We start from the raw sequence: 17,009 nt of genomic DNA, 5'->3' as shown, positions 1-17,009 counted from the left end.
TGAGAATTTTACATTTTCATCTAAGTTAAGTGCCTGCGTTTTGATTTCCAAGACATACAAGCCCGCACTGAAGTACGGGTTCCGATAAGACTTGCTTAGTTAAGGACATTTAGACTCAAGTACGGGTTCCGGCATTGCCATTGAGTTAAGCATTTTTTTGGAACGCGGACTTCAGTCCGGGCTGAGAGTGGCAAGACTGTTGCAGCAACCGGTACTGCATTTGTTGATTTCTCATACCGGATTATTTAAGTACCTGATTTAAATCAGAGGGAAGAATTAATGCTATAATGTCACCATATTAACACAACGGAATTACCATGAAAAAAGAGATCAGCCCTTACCTTGAACTGGGCAAAATGAATACCCTGCGTGTCGACAGAGACACAACACCCGGCCTGTACCTTATGGCCGAGGACGGCAATGATGTCCTTCTTCCCGGGCAATATGTCACAGATGATATGCGCGAAAATGCACTTGTAGATGTTTTTTTATATACAGATTCAGAAGACAGACTCGTAGCCACTACCGACAGACCTCTTGCAATGCTGGATGATTTTGCACTCCTGGAAGTTGTGGATGTGGCTCCTTTCGGTGCTTTTATGGACTGGGGACTGCCAAAAGATTTGCTTGTTCCTAAAATGTTTCAAAAAACACCTTTTGAAATCGGCGAAAAAAGATTTATTCGTATCATATATGACGAACGGACACACAGACTCGTCGGCACAGAAAAACTCGGTGATTTTTTTGATCGCAGAGTCAAAGACCTTGCACAGAACAAAGAGGCTGAGATTCTCATCATCGCAAAAACACCGCTAGGTTTTAAATGCATAGTCAACGGTAAATATGAAGGATTGATTTATCACAATGAAATTTTTGAAACAATAAAACTGGGAGATACAAAAACCGCCTATGTAAAAACAGTACGAAAAGACGGAAATATCGACCTTACACTCAGACGTCCCGGCAGTAAAAAAGACGGAAACTCTGCGCAGAAAGTTTTTGATATTTTGCAACACAACAAAGGCATTATGCCCTACAATTACAAAAGTGATGCAGGACTGATAAAAGATGTATTTGGTCTGAGTAAAAAAGAGTTCAAGCGTTCTTTGACAGCACTTCAAAATGACGGCAAAATAGAAGTCAAAGATACCGGTATTTACAGCAAGGCAAAGTAATGGCAAAAAAGAAAAGAACTTATGATTTCAGTAAAGAAAATATACAATACATACAGGATAATATACAATACAGAGTTTTGCGTTTTAATCAGGAATATATGACAGTTGATGTTGTAAAATTCGAAAAGAATGAAAAAACAAATATTGAAATGCCTTTTGCACATTTGCCAAAAGCAGTAAAAAAGATAATAAAGCCCAACTAGTCATGGGCTCTATGGAGGTATATCCATAATGAATCATGTTAAAGATATACAAGGAGAATCGCAAGTAAGATTATATATTTAAATTGTTACAATAGTGTTAACAAAACTTGAAAAAGGAGTAAAAAATGAAAAAATGTAATACACTGCAGGAAGTCAGAGACGAAGTAGATAAAATTGACACACAGCTTGTTGAGCTGATTTCTGAACGAAGCCATTTGATTCGTCAGGCAGCCGGTTTTAAAGAGAGTGTGGCAGAAGTCAAGGCACAGGAGCGAATTGATGATATTATGCAAAAAGTAAGAAAAAAGGCGATTGAACTCAATGTCAATCCGAATATGATCTCTGAACTCTTTAAGATAATGATTGATGAAATGGTTGAAACGGAAATAAGTGAGTTAAGAAACGCCGGAAATTTTTAAAATTAAAAAGAGGCCGAGACCTCTTTTGCCTATTTGTATCGGTAGGTGATACGCCCTTTGTCCAAAGAGTATGGTGTCAACTCAAGTTTCACCTTGTCGCCTGGAAGTATTTTAATATAGTGCATACGCATTTTCCCTGCAATATGACACAGTATAACATGTCCGTTTTCTAATTCAACACGAAAAGTTGCGTTCGGCAAAGCCTCTATAATCTTGCCGTCAACTTCAATAACATCTGCTTTAGCCATTTTAGTCCTTTATAAAGAAATTTCTTACTTTAACTCTCACGCAAGAGATAAAATTTCAGCTTTACCGTCAACAACTGCGACAGTGTGCTCATAGTGAGAACCGCGTAAACCGTCGGTACTGACAACATCCCACCCGTTATCCAGGATAACAGGTTTTGACTCTTTTTGACATATCATAGGTTCCAAACAAAAAACCATTCCGTTTTTTATTTTCGGTCCGGATTTTGCATTTCCGCCCGCCAAATAATTGGGGATTTCCGGTTCTTCATGAGGTTTTCTTCCTATTCCGTGTCCACAAAAGTTTCGCAAAGGAATATAACCGCGTTCCAATATAAACTGCTCCATAAGATAAGAGAGTTCTTTAAAACGCATTCCAACTTTGATATTTTCAATAGCATAATACAAAGTATCTTTTGCACAGGCTATTAAATCTTCATCTTCTTTTGTAATCTCTCCGACACCCATACTGATAGCAGCATCACCAAACCAGCCATCAAGTTCTGTTCCGATGTCATACCCTATAACATCTCCTTCCTGGAGTTTATAGTCACTTGGAATGCCATGAATAATGACTTCATTGAGTGATGTACATACTGTATTTGGAAAGCCGTACAATCCTTTAAAAGAGGGCTTGGCACCCTGAGAGCGGATATAATCCTCTGCCATGGCATCCATCTCTTTTAAACTCATACCGACTTTGGTATTTTTACGAAGAAGGTCTAATGTAGCGCCAACAATTTTGTTGGCAGCTCGAAGTTTTTCAATTTCTTGAGGTTTTCTAAGCGCAATAGCCATTGCTACAGACCAACTGCACTAAGGGTTTCATATTTACTCATATATATCTGAGCTTCTATTTTTCTCATTGTATCAAGCGCAACCTGAACAACGATCAACACGGCTGTACCACCAAAGAAGAACGGTACACCCATCCCTTTAATAATCATAAAAGGCAGTGTCGCAACCAACCCAAGATAAAGTGCTCCGGTAAATGTCAATCTACTTGCAGTTTCATTTAAGAACTCTCTCGTAGCATCACCGGTACGAATACCGGGAATAAATCCGCCTTGACGTTTTAAATTATCTGCAATATCTTTTGCGTTGAAAGTGATTGAAGCATAAAAGAATGCGAAAAACACAACAAACACAAAAGTCAAAAAGTTAAAAAAGTAACTGTTTGGATTCAGATAATCCGCTATAGCCTGAATGGCCGGATTTGTACTGCTTGAGAGTACGGTCATCGGAAACATTAAAATTGCCGAGGCAAAAATAACCGGAATAACACCCGCCAGATTCACTTTAATAGGAATATAATTCATCACACGTTTGTTTTGGTTTTGCATCATCGTCTTTTTCGCATAGGTTATAGGCACACGACGCTCACCAAGTTCAACATAAATGATAATTCCTACTGTTGTCAGAATCAAAGCAAGAATTGCTATGACTGTAATAAAGCTCATTGCACCGGTATTTACCATTTCGATTGTTTGACCAATTGCTCTTGGAATTGCGGAAACAATACCTGCAAAAATAATAAGAGAGATACCGTTACCGATTCCGCTTTGCGTAATCTGCTCACCTATCCACATCAAAAGCATTGTTCCTGCAAGCATAGAAACTGCAGAAAGCATGATAAATGTAGTATGGTCAGCCAAAATAGCAGAGTTGCCGGTAGGTCCGGTTAAGCTTTGCAGTCCGACACTCACACCAATAGCCTGAATTATCGTAATAACAATAGTTGCATAACGAATAATCTGCATATATTTCACCATGCCGTCACGCTCTTTTTTCATTTGACCGAGTGTCGGAAATGTTGCAGCTAAAAGCTCCATAATAATTGAGGCGGTGATATAAGGCATAATGCCGAGTGAAATAATAGAGAGTCTCTGCACAGCATTTCCGCTGAACATGTTAAACAATCCCAATGCGTCTGATTGATGTGAGTCGAAGAAAGAAGCAATAACAGCTGTATCTACGCCGGGAACCGGCACATAAGCCAGTAGGCGGTAGATAAATAAAAAACCGATAGTAATAAGTATCTTATTTACTAGATTTTTATTCACAACTAGTTACCTGTTGTTGTAACGTTTTCGTCTTTAATTTTCGATGCCAAATCTTTTGCTTTGGCACCTACTAGTTTAATTTTAGTCACTGAAGAAGCAACTTTGTGAACCGAACGGATTGATTCCATTGTAATTTCACCAAGTTCTGCTACAGCTTTGATTTTTTCAACGTTTATCACATACGGTTTGATCACTTTCGAGTGAAAACCGATTTTTGGCAAACGTTTTGCAAGTGGCTGTTGTCCACCTTCAAAGTTTCTTTTTCTTTTGTAACCTGAACGAGATTTCTGACCTTTTTGACCACGAGCGGCAGTCTTACCAGTACCAGAACCTTGACCACGTCCAACACGCTTACGATTTGCTGTTGAACCCGGAGCAGGTTGTAAATTTTCAATACCCATTTTCCTATCCTTTTATACGAGAAAGTGCTTCAATTGTAGCACGTACCAGTGTGTTTGGATTGTTTGAACCGATTGACTTTGTAAGGATGTCTTTAATCCCTGCAAGTTCAAGAACAGGTCTCGCTGCTCCACCGGCAATAACACCGGTACCTTCTGATGCCGGCTTTAGTAAAACACGACTGGCATTGTACTTATGCTCAATGTCATGTGCTATTGTAGAACCTTTTATCTTAACAGTTGTTAAATTTTTAAAAGCATTGTCTACTGCTTTACGAATAGCATCAGGAACCTCTTTTGCTTTACCAACACCATAACCTACAGTACCGTTTTTGTCACCAACAACGATAAGTGCAGTAAAACGAAAACGTCTACCACCTTTAACAACTTTTGTTACACGACCAATATTTACTATTGATTCTTCAAAATCATCTCTATTGATTTCCATCTGTGCTCCTAGAACTTGATTTCGTTTGCACGAATTGCGTCACCAAATGCAGCAATTACGCCGTGATATTGGTAACCATTACGGTCAAATACAATCTCAGAGATGTTTGCTTCTTTGAGTTTGCGTGCGAATGCCTCACCCAGTGCAGCAGCACCTTCTTTATTAGCTTTGTGACCAGTAGCCTTTGAGTGTAGTGAACAAATTGTTGTTGCAGTTGCATCATCAATCGCCTGTACACTTAAGTAACGGTTTGATTTAAATACAGAAACACGAGGAAGTTCAGCACTACCAGATATTTTTGCACGGATACGACGCTTACGTTTTAAACGATTCGCAATTTTGCTTTTTAATACTTTAGCATTCATCTATCTTCCTCCCTTATTTCTTAGCAGTTTTACCGGCTTTACGCACGATATGCTCATCTATGTATTTAACACCTTTACCTTTGTAAGGCTCTGGTGGACGGAATGATCTAATCTCTGCAGCTGCCTGACCCAACATTTGTTTATCATGGCTTTTAAGAGTAATCACATTCTTTTCAACACTTGCTTCCAAACCTTCAGGTAACTCATAATTGATATCATGAGAAAAACCAAGTTGAAGATTTAAAACTTTTCCTTTAACAGCCGCTCTGTAACCAACACCGTTAATTTCAAGTTTTTTCTCATAACCGGTAGTTAAACCTGTCACGATATTTTGAGCCAATGCTCTAAAAGTTCCCCAGAAAGCTCTATGCTCACGAGAGTCTGAAAGATTTTTAAAAGTTAAAACATTACCTTCGATTGTGAAAGTAACATATCCTTTTGTATCTAAATCAACACTGTTTTTGCCTTTGGCAAAAGTTATAACATTTCCATTTGCAGTAACAGTGATGTCACTAGGAAACTCTACAGGATTTTTTCCAATTCTTGACATGCTATACTCCTACCATACCGTACACATAACTTCACCACCAATGCCAAGCTCATACGCTTTGTCATTTGGTAGTACGCCATGTGATGTACTTACAATAATAGTTCCGTAACCGTTTTTAAAACGTTTAATATCTTCTTTACCTTTGTAGACACGTCTACCAGGCTTTGAAACTCTTTTCATTTCATTGATTACAGATTTTCCATCTTCACCGTACTTCAGTACAACTTTGATAGTTTTTTTCACACCGTCTTCGATTACATTACAAGACTCTATGTAACCTTTATCTACTAAGATATTTGCTACTGCTTCTACACTTTTAGAGTGTACCAAAGTAGTAACCGGTAATCTTCTCATACCGGCATTACGAATACGCGTCAACGCATCTGATACTAAATCATTAATTGCCATTTATATTTTCCTTGTTTGTAGTTATTTCATTGACACAAAATAACTGCTGACTGCTAGCAGTTTCCAGTCAGTAAATGTTTACCAACTAGACTTTCTAACACCTGGTATTAAACCTTCATTTGCCATTTTTCTAAAACAGATACGACAAATTCCAAAATCTCTCAGTACAGAGTGTGGACGACCACAAATCTGACAACGTGTATAACCACGTACCTTAAACTTTGGAGTACGTTTTGCTTTAGCTATCATTGACTTCTTAGCCATTAGTTGCTCCCTTTACTAAAAGGCATTCCCATTTTCTCTAAAAGAGTAAATGCCGCCTTGTCTGAATCTGCAGATGTTACTATAGTAATATTCATACCGTGAATCTGCATGATTGAATCATAGCTGATTTCAGGGAAAATAAGTTGTTCCTGAAGACCGAAGTTATAGTTACCACGACCGTCAAAACCATTTCTCGGAACACCACGGAAATCTTTCACACGAGGAAGTGCGATAGAAACAAGGCGATCGAAGAAGTTATACATATTTTCACCACGAAGTGTTACACGCACACCTACAGGCATACCTTCACGTACTTTAAAACCTGCAACAGATTTCTTAGCAATTACAGTAGAAGCTTTTTGACCGGCTATAGTAGTGATAGTATCTTCAATGTTTTTAATGAGTTTGTTATCTTTCATAGCAAAACCAGCACCGACAGAGATAACAATTTTGTCAAATTCAGGAATCTGCATTACATTTTTGATATCTAAAGCTGCTTGAATTTCCGGCTTAAGCGCTAAATATTTTTCTTTTAAACGAGCCATCTGTTATGCCTCCACTTTGCGTACGTTTGAAACATCGATTGGCATCTCTTTTTTGATATGCCCGCCTTTTGTATTCTCTTCAGTTGGTTTGATAGCTTTTTTCGCTATTTTACAACCCTCAACGATTACCTTGTTTTTCTTAGGAAATACCGCAAGTACAGCTGCTTTTGTACCTTTGTCATCGCCCGCGATAATTTCTACCATATCGCCTTTTTTAAAGTTAAATTTTGCCATTACACAACCTCCGGAGCAAGAGATACAATTTTCATGAATCCTGCGTAACGTACTTCACGACCGATTGGTCCGAAAATACGAGTACCGATAGGTTCTCTCTTGTCATCAAGTATAACTGCCGCATTGTCATCAAAACGGATTAAAGAACCGTTTTCACGTTGGACTTCTTTATGAGTTCTTACAACAACAGCTTTTACAACTTTACCTTTTTTAACTTTGGCAGTCGGAATCGCTTTTTTTACAGAAGCAACGATAACGTCACCCACTGATGCATAACGACGCTTGGAACCGCCAAGTACCTTAATACACATAATCTCTTTAGCACCTGTATTATCAGCTACATTTAAACGAGTAAAACCTTGTATCATACTACTACGCTCCTTTTACAACTGATTTAAGTCTAAAAGATTTAGTCTTAGAAAGCGGACGACACTCGATTGCAATAATCTCGTCTCCTACTTTTACTTCATTACGCTCATCATGTACCAGGTACTTTTTGAAACGTTTTACAACTTTATGGTAACGAGGATGCATTACACGACGCTCAACCAGTACAGTTACTGTTTTATCGCCTGCAATTTTAATTACGTTACCTTGAATTTCACGCTTATTAGCCATCGCCCGCCCCTACTTTGCTACTGCAGCAAGTGCAGTATTGATTCTAGCAATATCTTTTTTAGCAACACGAAGTTCGCTAGTATTTTGTAATTGCATCATTTTTTGTTTAATTTTTAAAGTAAACAGTTCTGTTTTTTTCTCTTTGAGCATCGCCTGAAGCTCTGCTGCATTTTTATCTGCTAAATCAGAATATTTCATTGTTCATCTCCGCAGTAACAATTTTACATTTGAATGGAAGTTTGTGCATAGCAAGAGTTAATGCTTCACGAGCAATCTCTTCAGGTACACCACCCATTTCAAAGATTATACGACCTGGTTTAATGTTCATTACCCACTGATCCACTGCACCCTTACCTTTACCCATACGAGTTTCAAGAGGTTTTGCAGTTAACGGCTTGGCAGGGAACACACGAATCCAAATCTTACCTTGTCTTTTAATGTGACGTGTTGCAGAAATACGAGCCGACTCAATCTGACGAGAGTTGATACGACCGGCTTCTACCGCTTTAAATGCGATGTCACCAAAAGATAATTTATAACCGGAACGAGCGTAACCGCGGTTACGTCCTTTCATTACTTTACGATATTTTGTTCTTTTTGGCATTAACATGATTATTCAGCCTTTTCACTATTTTCACGTCTGGCTGGTTTTCTACCACGACGCTCTTTTTTCTCTTCTTTGGCTTCTGCAGGAATACCTTTAGTCAGTACCTCACCTTTGAAGATCCATACTTTAACACCGATAATACCGTATGTAGTATGTGCCTCGGCAAAACCGTAATCAATTTTTGCACGAAGAGTATGAAGAGGAACACGTCCTTCCAAATACCATTCAGTTCTTGCCATTTCAGCACCGCCCAAACGACCTGCAACTGCAACTTTGATACCTTTTGCACCAGAACGCTGCGCACCCTGCATAACTTTTTTCATAGCTCTACGGAATGCAACACGACGCTCTAACTGAGTAGCAACATTCTCAGCGACAAGTTGTGCCGAAGTCTGTGCTTTTTTCTCTTCTTTGATATTGATTGATATTGCTTTACCGACAAGTTTTTGTACAGCAGTTTTCAGCTTCTCTATATCCGCACCTTTTTTCCCGATGATAATACCAGGACGCGCTGCAACAATAGTTACACGAAGTCTTTTTACTGTTCTTTCAATGATGATGTTGGAAACACCAGCATAGTAAAGCTCTTTTTTCAAATATGTTCTTATCTTGTGATCTTCACCTAAAGCAGCAGGAGCTGTTTTAAAGTTAGGAAACCATCTTGATTCCCAGTTACGGTTGATTCCAAGACGTAAACCAATAGGATTAACTTTTTGACCCATACTATTTACCCTCTACTTCTACTAAGATATGTGCTGTTGGTTTACGAATACCAGACGCCATACCACGAGCACGTGGACGGAAACGTTTAAGTACTGGACCATTGTCAACACGACATGATGTAATTACACAATCTTCAGCTTCACTACCGCTGTTTGCAACTGCAGACGCAATTACTTTAGAGATAATTTTTGCCGCCTTGTTTGGAGTGAATTCTAAAGCTGCCAATGCCTCTTCAGCATTCATACCCTGCACTTCACGTGCAATAAGACGAGATTTGATAGGTGATACACGGATAAATTTTAGTAATGCTCTAGCCATGACTACCCCTTCTTCTGAACAGAGCCCTTGTGGCCCTTGAATGTACGAGTTGGTGCAAATTCACCAAGTTTATAACCAATATGGTTCTCTGTAACATACACAGGAACGAACTGGCGACCATTGTGAACATTTATTGTCAAACCAACCATGTCAGGAAGAATCATAGATCTTCTTGACCAGGTCTTAATAGGTTTTTTCTTTGCTTCGGCTTTCATAGCCTCCACTTTTTTCATTAAATGATCATCTACGAATGGACCTTTTTTTACTGAACGAGCCATTATTAACCTACCCTTTTAGCATTTGGTTTACGGCGAGTAATAATTAACTTATCACTAGCTTTCTTACGACGAGTTTTAGCACCCTTCGTTGGTTTACCCCAAGGAGTAACCGGATGACGACCTGAGTTCGTTTTACCTTCACCACCACCATGCGGGTGATCAATCGGGTTCATAGCAGAACCACGAGTCTGTGGACGAATACCAAGGTGACGTTGACGACCGGCTTTTGCTATAACAATGTTGGCAAATTCTTCATTTCCAACGATTCCTACAGTAGCCAGACACTCACCAAGCACTAAACGCATTTCTGACGAAGGCATACGCAAAGATACATATTTTCCGTCACGACCCATAATCTGAGCTGAAGTTCCGGCTGAACGAACCATTTGTCCGCCTTTGCCCACTTTTAACTCAACATTGTGAACAAGTGTACCGACAGGAATGTTTTGCAGTTTCATTGTATTACCCGGTTTGACATCCAAACCAGACTCTGCAGCTTCAACTGTATCGCCAACATTTAAACCTTTTGGTTGCAAGATGTATCTTTTTTCACCGTCTGCATATGTGATTAATGCGATACGACAGTTACGGTACGGATCGTACTCAATAGTAGAGACTGTACCCGGTACACCAAACTTGTTTCTTTTAAAATCAATAATACGGTAAAGCTTTTTCGCCCCAGCTTGTTTGTGACGAGAAGTGATACGACCATTGTTGTTACGACCGGCAGTTGTCGGAAGTTTTACAAGCAATGAACGAACACTCGCTTTAGCAGTGATATCTGAACTGTCTACATTCGTATAAAAACGACGAGACGGAGTTATCGGTCTATAAGTTTTAATTGCCATCTTATACCGCCAAACTTTCTATTTGTGCACCTTCAGGTAAGGTAACATAAAACTTTTTAAAGTCATTCTGTTTCCCCTGTACACCACGGAAACGTTTTACTTTTCCGCTTTGATTCAGAGAGTTGATTTTTGTCGGAATGATTCCGAAATACTCTCTGAACACCTCTTTAAGACCTGTTTTAGTCATACGTGGTGATGTTTGAACAACAATAACACCATCTTCTTGTAAACCCAAAGTCTTTTCTGTATATAAAATAGATTTAATATCTGTAATATCAGCCATTACTTAGCCTCACTTGTCAAAGTTTCCCATACAGCTTTTTCTATCACGATTGAGCGATAGTTGGCAGCTAAGTATGCGTTTAACTCATTAGATTCAATAACATATGTCTGGTGTAGATTTTCAAACGCCAAATATGTTTTTTCATCTAATAAAGATTTAACAAAAAGTGTATCTCTTTGACCTAAAGCTTTGAACATTGCTGCCGCATCTTTAGTTTTACCAGACTCAACAGAGATGCTGTCAACGATAAAAAGAGTACCATTTTGTGCATGCTCATTCAAAGCAAAATTTAAAGCAAGTTTTTTCTGCTTTTTATTTACTTTTAAATCGTAGTTACGGTTGTTTTGAGAACCAAAAGCTTTACCACCGCCTACGAATATAGGAGAACGACGAGAACCCGCACGGGCACGACCGCCACCTTTTTGAGCCCATGGTTTTTTACCACCACCGCGTACTTCACTTCTACCTTTAGTCGTCGCTGTGTTTGCACGTTGTGCAGCCTGAGCAGACTTTACATAAAGGTAAAGGTTATGAGGGTTAATTCCAGAGAAAGACTCTGGCAATGCTAACTCAGATGCTTTTTCCATTTTTTCATTTAAAACGATTGCGCTCATTATTTAGCTACCTTTACACGACCTAAAGAACCGTTAGCACCTGAAACTGAACCTAAAACCGCAATGATTTTGTTTTCAGCATCGAAAGAAACGATTTCATTTTTTACACTGTTTTGTGTATTTCCGTATTGTCCAGGCATTTTTTTACCCTTCATTACACGACCTGGCCATTCAGCATTACCGATAGAACCTGTTCTACGACCAAATCTGTGACCGTGAGATGCAGGACCACCACCGAAATTCCAACGCTTCATTGCACCTGAAAAACCACGACCTTTTGTGTTGAAAGTAGTTTTTAGCGTATTAGCTTCTGCTAATGGAGCTAAATCTAAATCACCAGCTTCAGTGTTTGCTACTTCTAATGTAACAAAACGGTTAAATTCAGTCGGAAGGTTGTATTTCTTCTGTTGACCTTCTATTGCTTTATTCATTTTTTTACCGCTGTTGTAAGCTACAATAGCAGTACCTTCATTCACTTCACATACTTTCGCATCTAAAACTCTTAAAAGAGTAACTGGTTTAGACGGAACTGTGATAGTACGGCTCATACCGATTTTTTCAACAATATATTCCACGATTACTCCTATTTGTCCATAGAGCGAACTTCAACGTCCACTTCCGGTGCAAGATCTAGTTTCATTAATGAATCCACTGTTTCCGGTGTTGCAGAAACGATGTCGATCATTCTTGCGTGCATACGAATTTCAAACTGCTCACGCGCTTTTTTGTTAACGTGAACTGATTTCAATACTGTATATTTACGAATTTTTGTTGGCAAAGGTATTGGACCACGAATTACGGCACCTGTACGCTTTACAGCCTCTACGATTGACGCTACTGATCTATCTAATACACGATGATCGTAAGCTTTCAATTTTAAACGAATTTTTTCCATGTTTTTCCTTCTAAAGAACTCGTTGGATCCTAGCCCAACTATTTTAAGGGAACGGAATTATACTCAAAGAGCTCTGAATATTCAAGGATTTAGGGGGCAAAAATCGTTTTTCTTTATAATTTATTTCCTTTTAATAAGGAAATGATACAATTGGAGAGTTTAAAAATTGGAAAATTTATGGAAATACTACTTGAAGAACTTTACAAAACCGACTTACATGTAGAGCGTTACATCCAAAGAAAAGTTTTTATAGATGACAGATCATACCAAATCAGCGGTATCACCAAAAGCGGAAAAACCCGTTTGGTCAAAAACTATCTTTTGTCTTTAAAAAAGAGCTCCTATCTTTACATCAACTGCAATGATGTGCGCATAGAGAGCGAAAAACTCAATGCTGCACTCCCCTCTTTTTGCAATATCAACAAAATTGACACGCTTGTTTTGGATAACTACAATCCAAGCATCAAATTTGTGAATGTTTCGCAGTTGATTATTACAAGTGAAATTCCCTGTGATTTTGATTTTTTAGAGCCTTTGACGCTGTACCCGCTTGATTATGAAGAGTTTTTGGCGTATGAGCACAAATATGACTCAAGTGCGCTCAACCACTTTTTTCAACTCGGAGGCTTTGCTTCCATGCACACAATAGCACCCGATGAGCGGATTGTTTATCTGCAAAATATTTTACAGTTTGCTCTTAGCGACATTGAATTTGATATTCTCATTTTATGTGCAAAATTTATGTCCCAAAAGCTTTCTGCCTATACATTATATGAAAGACTCAAAAACAGTCGTAAAATTTCCAAAGACAAACTTTACAAATCTTTTGCACTTCTGGTAGAAAAAAACTATATTCACCTTTTGCCAAAATATAATCATGCACGTGCTACTAAAAAAGTCTATCTGTGTGACACTTCTTTAAAAAGTGCCTTAAGTATTGAAAAAAACTTTGCCAAACTTTTTGAAAACATGGTCTATCTTGAGCTTTTGAAATCTTTTAGAGAGTGTTATTATGAAGAAGGCATCGATTTTTATCTCCCTGCAAATGATGAAATTATTCTTTGCAAGCCTTTTGTGGATGAAAGACGTTTGTTTAAAAAACTCGAAAGTATTGAAGCCTTTATATTCAGCTACGGAATCAGAAAAATCACTGTTATAACAATGAACAAAGAAGGAAATATCGCGCATCCGCTCTCAAGTGTGGATATCATCCCATTTGACATTTGGGCACTCGGAGATTAAAAAGGACAAAGTCGGCACTGCAGAAAAAAATTTAGTTTTTTTCTAAGTCATGCTTTAGCATAGAAAGTACCGATTCCGGTGAAGCAAAGAAATACTGTTGTCCGGAACCCATCCTTCAGGGTGGGCTGAGAGTGGCAGAGTGTTCCAACAGCCGGCACTAAAAAAAATCCTCCCGTCAAACCTATACATTATTGATTTATTTAATTATAATACGTTAAGCAAATTGAAGGGAAGTTTATGCAGCCAACTCAGGACGAATATGAAAAAGCGATGATTGAAGCTTTTGTCAACAAACCGGAAAAAACACTCTGGTATCAGCAGGCATTTTCAAAATTCAATATAAACGGTATTGACACAATGAAATGGGTTTGGAGCTGGTGGGCTTTTTTTGGCGGATGGGCCTTTTTACTCTACAGAAAACAGTATCTGCCCGCACTGGTTCTGTTTATACTCTCTCTCCTGGCTAGCGCCGTACCGTTTGGCGGACTTCTGGTTGCCATACTTGCAGGCTGTTTTTCCACCTACTTTATATACAAAGGGTATAAACAGAAAAAAGCCGAGATAGAAAATGCTATTTCAGATCCGCAAAAACGTATTGAAACGATGAGAGAGGTCGGTGGCTACAACCAATGGGTTGTCTGGGTATATGTACTTTTCGTCACACTCCTCTTTTTATATATGGTTTCCACAATGCTCGCCGTGGCAAGTATGAACTGATGCAGATACTGTGCGGTATAGATGAGGCCGGACGCGGACCTCTTGCGGGAGATTTGGTCATGTCCGGATGTATTTTGCATAATACCATTGACGGATTACATGATTCCAAAAAGCTGACAGCCAAAAAGCGTGAAGCTCTTTATACCTTGATAATCAAAAATGCAAGTTACCATATCGTCAAATTTTCTGCACAGGAAATAGACAACAACGGGATATCCGCATGTTTAAAAAAAGGGCTTCTTGAAATTATGAAAAATCTGGAAGCGGATGAGTATCTGTTTGACGGCAACCAAAGCTATGGAGTACAAAACCTGACAACTATGATAAAGGCTGACGGTAAAGTCCCCGAAGTAAGTGCCGCATCCATCCTTGCAAAAGTCACACACGACAGAGATATTTTAGAACAGGCCAAGAAATATCCCCAGTATCAGTTTGAAAAGCACAAAGGTTATGGAACGAAATTACATGTAGCCATGATAAAAAAGTATGGATACTGTGATATTCATCGCAGAAGTTATAAAATCAAAGCGCTGGAATCTACAGGTTAGTTTGTCAAGACACAAGGCCCGCACTGAAGTACGGGTTCCGGAGAGACTGTCTTTTCGGAACCCATCCTTTAGGGTAAGCTGAGAATGGCTGAAGTGTGGCTACAGGTTAGTATTTGATATAATACTTTCATTAAAACGTACTTTCAAATATAAAGAAGGAAAAAAGTTTTGTTATTCAAATCAATGTTTTTATTTCTGTTTGTAATGCTTCAAACATCGAATGCTGACTGGGCTGTCAATTCAGCTGCAAAAACAGTGAATGACTATACACTTTTGACAAAAGATCAGGTAACAGGGGCGGTGATTGACAACCTTGCAGTGGATGTGATGATAGCAGCCTGGGGATACAAATACTGGAAATGGGGAAAAAAATCTTTTCATTTTCAAACAGAACCATGGTTTGAAAAAGATTCAAAAACCGGCGGATCTGACAAAACAGGCCATCTTTATATGACTTATCTTCTTTCACGTGTTTTAGCCTCCCGTATGCAAGATCGCGGATGGAGCCTACAGAAATCTTCACTTTTTGGTGCCTTGTCCGGTATGCTCTCCATGACACTGCTAGAAGTTGGAGACGGAACCAGTAACTATGGTTTTTCAAAAGAAGACCTGGCTGCTGATGCTCTTGGTGCGGGTTTAGCCTACCTCATTCGTGCCTATCCTAGAGCTGATGATTTTATAGATATACGACTGGAGTATCTGCCGACAAGTGACTATTTAAAGGGCGGGGACAACACTACCGACTATTCAGGCATGAAACACCTTGTCGCATTTAAAATGTCCGGTTTTGATTCACTCAAAAACAGTTACTGGAGTCTGCTCGAATTTCAGGTAGGCTATTACGCAAGAGGCTACCGTTCTTTCGATACACAGCCACAGAGCCAACATATTTATGCAGGCGTAGGCATTAGTTTGGCGAACTTGGCAAAAAGAACAAATATCAATATACTCAAAAACCTGTTTGAATTTTACCAACCGGGGCACACTTATATTGAACAAGATTTATGGAGTCGTTAAATTGTCTAATTTTATTCGCATATCAATTTTCCTGCTTATTGCAGCAACAGAAGGCTTGGCAGAGAACTTTACAACACCGATTCACTCTACCAACCAGTATACAAATCAGGTTTTGATGTATCGTCCCTATACAAATACTGCTGTAATCCAGGAAGATCAACATATCACCATGAGTATTTCACAGTCCAATATATTTCAAAAAAGTACCAACCTACTTGCTGATTTCGGACTGACTACCTTGGATTTCATATACACTGTCCCGCTCACAAAAAACTGCGAATTTTCTTTTGAGTATCCTTTTTATTATGTTTCAAGAGGCTTTCTCGACAAACCTCTTGATTTTGTGCATACGACGCTTGGCATCACGACAACTAGAGAAAATCAGGGACATATAGACAATCAGCTTACATACAGAGTTACAAACAAAATAGCAAAGAAAAACCCCTACTTTGCTTCGGGCAATACACAAATAGAGATAAAATACCTCCTCTACAACAAGAAAAAACTTTCCTTTGCCATGAATGCCGGCATAAAAATACCTTTGGGAAAACCGAGTGACGGTTTTACCAACGGAAAAGTCGATTACATGTACGGAATCGCCCTGCAAAAAGAGTACCACTCTGTTGCATGGGTGGCCAATGCTGTGCTTACCTACAACGGAGAGAGAAGACTTTCTCAGGAAATTGTCTCCAAAAGGGTACGCTATTTTTTCTTTCTGGCAAACCAGTTTTCTCTAAAGTCCCTGTTGCCTTTAACATTTTTTGATAGATGGAAATTTCTGTTTGCCTACCAGTATTTATCTGCTCCCTATGAAAGTCAAGACAAGAAATTCAGCAGCTATTCCCATTTTTTACAGTTTGCCTTAAGAAACTATCTGGATAAAGAACGTTATCTGGAACTCTTTTTTAACCAAAACACCATACCAAGAAACAATGAAGCCGATGTTACATTTGGTCTTACTTATCACTTTTAAAGGTTGCTCTC

31 protein-coding genes are annotated in these 17,009 nt (G+C 38.9%); 8 read left to right on the top strand and 23 right to left on the bottom strand.

The features are described 5' to 3' along the window. Window positions 1–317 precede the first annotated feature (317 nt). The 3 genes from FJR45_RS01610 to FJR45_RS01600 all read left to right on the top strand — a co-directional run bounded on the left by FJR45_RS01610 (window position 318) and on the right by FJR45_RS01600 (window position 1,797). Entirely contained in the window at window positions 318–1,175 is an 858-nt protein-coding gene (locus tag FJR45_RS01610) for a CvfB family protein (protein ID WP_193151056.1), read from the top strand. Then, window positions 1,175–1,378, top strand: coding sequence for a hypothetical protein (locus FJR45_RS01605; RefSeq protein WP_193151055.1), 204 nt, complete (start codon window positions 1,175–1,177; stop codon window positions 1,376–1,378). Before FJR45_RS01610 ends, FJR45_RS01605 begins: the two co-directional genes overlap by 1 nt. 125 nt (window positions 1,379–1,503) lie before the next feature. Then, on the top strand, window positions 1,504–1,797 hold the full coding sequence (locus FJR45_RS01600) for a chorismate mutase (protein ID WP_193151054.1): 294 nt from the start codon (window positions 1,504–1,506) through the stop codon (window positions 1,795–1,797). A gap of 29 nt (window positions 1,798–1,826) precedes the next feature. Here the strand turns inward: FJR45_RS01600 and infA are convergent, their stop codons facing one another. From infA to rpsJ, 23 genes are all read right to left on the bottom strand, one after another. After that, window positions 1,827–2,045: a translation initiation factor IF-1 gene (gene infA, locus FJR45_RS01595; protein ID WP_151901263.1), complete on the bottom strand. Its 219-nt coding sequence runs from the start codon at window positions 2,043–2,045 to the stop codon at window positions 1,827–1,829. Between the two features lie 36 nt (window positions 2,046–2,081). After that, complete coding sequence (gene map / locus FJR45_RS01590) at window positions 2,082–2,840, bottom strand: type I methionyl aminopeptidase (RefSeq protein WP_193151053.1); 759 nt, start codon at window positions 2,838–2,840, stop codon at window positions 2,082–2,084. Between the two features lie 2 nt (window positions 2,841–2,842). Next, window positions 2,843–4,105, bottom strand: a complete 1,263-nt coding sequence (secY, locus tag FJR45_RS01585; RefSeq protein WP_193151052.1) for a preprotein translocase subunit SecY — start codon at window positions 4,103–4,105, stop codon at window positions 2,843–2,845. Between the two features lie 2 nt (window positions 4,106–4,107). After that, window positions 4,108–4,506: a 50S ribosomal protein L15 gene (gene rplO / locus FJR45_RS01580; protein WP_193151051.1), complete on the bottom strand. Its 399-nt coding sequence runs from the start codon at window positions 4,504–4,506 to the stop codon at window positions 4,108–4,110. Between the two features lie 4 nt (window positions 4,507–4,510). After that, the gene (gene rpsE, locus FJR45_RS01575; RefSeq protein WP_151901259.1) at window positions 4,511–4,951 is read right to left on the bottom strand and encodes a 30S ribosomal protein S5; all 441 of its coding nucleotides are present in this window, start codon (window positions 4,949–4,951) and stop codon (window positions 4,511–4,513) included. Between the two features lie 8 nt (window positions 4,952–4,959). Beyond that, window positions 4,960–5,316: a 50S ribosomal protein L18 gene (rplR, locus tag FJR45_RS01570; RefSeq protein ID WP_193151050.1), complete on the bottom strand. Its 357-nt coding sequence runs from the start codon at window positions 5,314–5,316 to the stop codon at window positions 4,960–4,962. Window positions 5,317–5,329: 13 nt separating this feature from the next. Next, window positions 5,330–5,866 (bottom strand): 50S ribosomal protein L6, encoded by a 537-nt coding sequence (gene rplF / locus FJR45_RS01565; RefSeq protein ID WP_193151049.1) that lies wholly within the window; start codon window positions 5,864–5,866, stop codon window positions 5,330–5,332. Window positions 5,867–5,875: 9 nt separating this feature from the next. Further along, the gene (rpsH, locus tag FJR45_RS01560; RefSeq protein ID WP_151901256.1) at window positions 5,876–6,274 is read right to left on the bottom strand and encodes a 30S ribosomal protein S8; all 399 of its coding nucleotides are present in this window, start codon (window positions 6,272–6,274) and stop codon (window positions 5,876–5,878) included. 78 nt (window positions 6,275–6,352) lie between these two features. After that, window positions 6,353–6,538, bottom strand: a complete 186-nt coding sequence (locus FJR45_RS01555) for a type Z 30S ribosomal protein S14 (RefSeq protein WP_151901255.1) — start codon at window positions 6,536–6,538, stop codon at window positions 6,353–6,355. Next, window positions 6,538–7,083 (bottom strand): 50S ribosomal protein L5, encoded by a 546-nt coding sequence (gene rplE, locus FJR45_RS01550; protein WP_151901254.1) that lies wholly within the window; start codon window positions 7,081–7,083, stop codon window positions 6,538–6,540. The genes FJR45_RS01555 and rplE overlap by 1 nt, the downstream gene beginning before the upstream one ends. Window positions 7,084–7,086: 3 nt before the next feature. After that, window positions 7,087–7,317: a 50S ribosomal protein L24 gene (rplX, locus tag FJR45_RS01545; protein WP_193151048.1), complete on the bottom strand. Its 231-nt coding sequence runs from the start codon at window positions 7,315–7,317 to the stop codon at window positions 7,087–7,089. Beyond that, window positions 7,317–7,685 carry a 50S ribosomal protein L14 gene (gene rplN / locus FJR45_RS01540; RefSeq protein WP_013326030.1) on the bottom strand — a complete coding sequence of 123 codons (369 nt, stop codon included), beginning with the start codon at window positions 7,683–7,685 and terminating at the stop codon, window positions 7,317–7,319. Before rplN ends, rplX begins: the two co-directional genes overlap by 1 nt. 4 nt (window positions 7,686–7,689) lie before the next feature. Continuing rightward, a complete protein-coding gene (gene rpsQ, locus FJR45_RS01535) occupies window positions 7,690–7,935 on the bottom strand; it encodes a 30S ribosomal protein S17 (protein WP_151901252.1) in 246 nt (81 codons plus the stop codon). Between the two features lie 9 nt (window positions 7,936–7,944). Further along, the gene (gene rpmC / locus FJR45_RS01530) at window positions 7,945–8,133 is read right to left on the bottom strand and encodes a 50S ribosomal protein L29 (RefSeq protein ID WP_151901251.1); all 189 of its coding nucleotides are present in this window, start codon (window positions 8,131–8,133) and stop codon (window positions 7,945–7,947) included. Then, entirely contained in the window at window positions 8,120–8,545 is a 426-nt protein-coding gene (gene rplP, locus FJR45_RS01525) for a 50S ribosomal protein L16 (RefSeq protein ID WP_013326027.1), read from the bottom strand. The genes rpmC and rplP overlap by 14 nt, the downstream gene beginning before the upstream one ends. Before the next feature lie 2 nt (window positions 8,546–8,547). Beyond that, window positions 8,548–9,264, bottom strand: a complete 717-nt coding sequence (gene rpsC, locus FJR45_RS01520) for a 30S ribosomal protein S3 (RefSeq protein WP_193151047.1) — start codon at window positions 9,262–9,264, stop codon at window positions 8,548–8,550. Between the two features lies 1 nt (window position 9,265). Further along, a complete protein-coding gene (rplV, locus tag FJR45_RS01515) occupies window positions 9,266–9,583 on the bottom strand; it encodes a 50S ribosomal protein L22 (RefSeq protein ID WP_193151046.1) in 318 nt (105 codons plus the stop codon). A 2-nt stretch (window positions 9,584–9,585) separates the two neighbouring features. Next, a complete protein-coding gene (rpsS, locus tag FJR45_RS01510) occupies window positions 9,586–9,861 on the bottom strand; it encodes a 30S ribosomal protein S19 (RefSeq protein WP_151901248.1) in 276 nt (91 codons plus the stop codon). Between the two features lie 2 nt (window positions 9,862–9,863). Further along, window positions 9,864–10,709 carry a 50S ribosomal protein L2 gene (gene rplB / locus FJR45_RS01505; protein ID WP_193151045.1) on the bottom strand — a complete coding sequence of 282 codons (846 nt, stop codon included), beginning with the start codon at window positions 10,707–10,709 and terminating at the stop codon, window positions 9,864–9,866. 1 nt (window position 10,710) lies between these two features. Continuing rightward, the gene (locus tag FJR45_RS01500) at window positions 10,711–10,992 is read right to left on the bottom strand and encodes a 50S ribosomal protein L23 (protein WP_151901246.1); all 282 of its coding nucleotides are present in this window, start codon (window positions 10,990–10,992) and stop codon (window positions 10,711–10,713) included. Next, window positions 10,992–11,606 carry a 50S ribosomal protein L4 gene (rplD, locus tag FJR45_RS01495; RefSeq protein WP_188109991.1) on the bottom strand — a complete coding sequence of 205 codons (615 nt, stop codon included), beginning with the start codon at window positions 11,604–11,606 and terminating at the stop codon, window positions 10,992–10,994. Before rplD ends, FJR45_RS01500 begins: the two co-directional genes overlap by 1 nt. Next, entirely contained in the window at window positions 11,606–12,181 is a 576-nt protein-coding gene (gene rplC / locus FJR45_RS01490) for a 50S ribosomal protein L3 (protein ID WP_193151044.1), read from the bottom strand. Before rplC ends, rplD begins: the two co-directional genes overlap by 1 nt. 8 nt (window positions 12,182–12,189) lie before the next feature. Beyond that, a complete protein-coding gene (gene rpsJ / locus FJR45_RS01485; RefSeq protein ID WP_013326019.1) occupies window positions 12,190–12,501 on the bottom strand; it encodes a 30S ribosomal protein S10 in 312 nt (103 codons plus the stop codon). A 177-nt stretch (window positions 12,502–12,678) separates the two neighbouring features. Here rpsJ and FJR45_RS01480 point away from each other — a divergent pair, with 177 nt between their 5' ends. The 5 genes from FJR45_RS01480 to FJR45_RS01460 all read left to right on the top strand — a co-directional run bounded on the left by FJR45_RS01480 (window position 12,679) and on the right by FJR45_RS01460 (window position 16,998). Beyond that, on the top strand, window positions 12,679–13,743 hold the full coding sequence (locus tag FJR45_RS01480; protein ID WP_193151043.1) for an ATP-binding protein: 1,065 nt from the start codon (window positions 12,679–12,681) through the stop codon (window positions 13,741–13,743). A gap of 237 nt (window positions 13,744–13,980) precedes the next feature. Beyond that, window positions 13,981–14,460: a DUF2628 domain-containing protein gene (locus tag FJR45_RS01475; RefSeq protein WP_193151042.1), complete on the top strand. Its 480-nt coding sequence runs from the start codon at window positions 13,981–13,983 to the stop codon at window positions 14,458–14,460. Then, on the top strand, window positions 14,460–15,008 hold the full coding sequence (rnhB, locus tag FJR45_RS01470; protein WP_193151041.1) for a ribonuclease HII: 549 nt from the start codon (window positions 14,460–14,462) through the stop codon (window positions 15,006–15,008). The genes FJR45_RS01475 and rnhB overlap by 1 nt, the downstream gene beginning before the upstream one ends. Before the next feature lie 168 nt (window positions 15,009–15,176). Beyond that, window positions 15,177–16,025 (top strand): DUF2279 domain-containing protein, encoded by an 849-nt coding sequence (locus FJR45_RS01465; protein ID WP_193151040.1) that lies wholly within the window; start codon window positions 15,177–15,179, stop codon window positions 16,023–16,025. A 1-nt stretch (window position 16,026) separates the two neighbouring features. After that, entirely contained in the window at window positions 16,027–16,998 is a 972-nt protein-coding gene (locus FJR45_RS01460) for a DUF3187 family protein (protein WP_193151039.1), read from the top strand. The last annotated feature ends 11 nt before the right edge of the window (window positions 16,999–17,009 follow it).

This window comes from Sulfurimonas sediminis, assembly GCF_014905115.1.
In the GTDB taxonomy this organism is placed as follows: Bacteria; Campylobacterota; Campylobacteria; order Campylobacterales; family Sulfurimonadaceae; genus Sulfurimonas; species Sulfurimonas sediminis.
The sequence above is the reverse complement of the archived record's forward strand: the minus strand, read 5'-3'. Positions and strand labels throughout refer to the sequence as shown.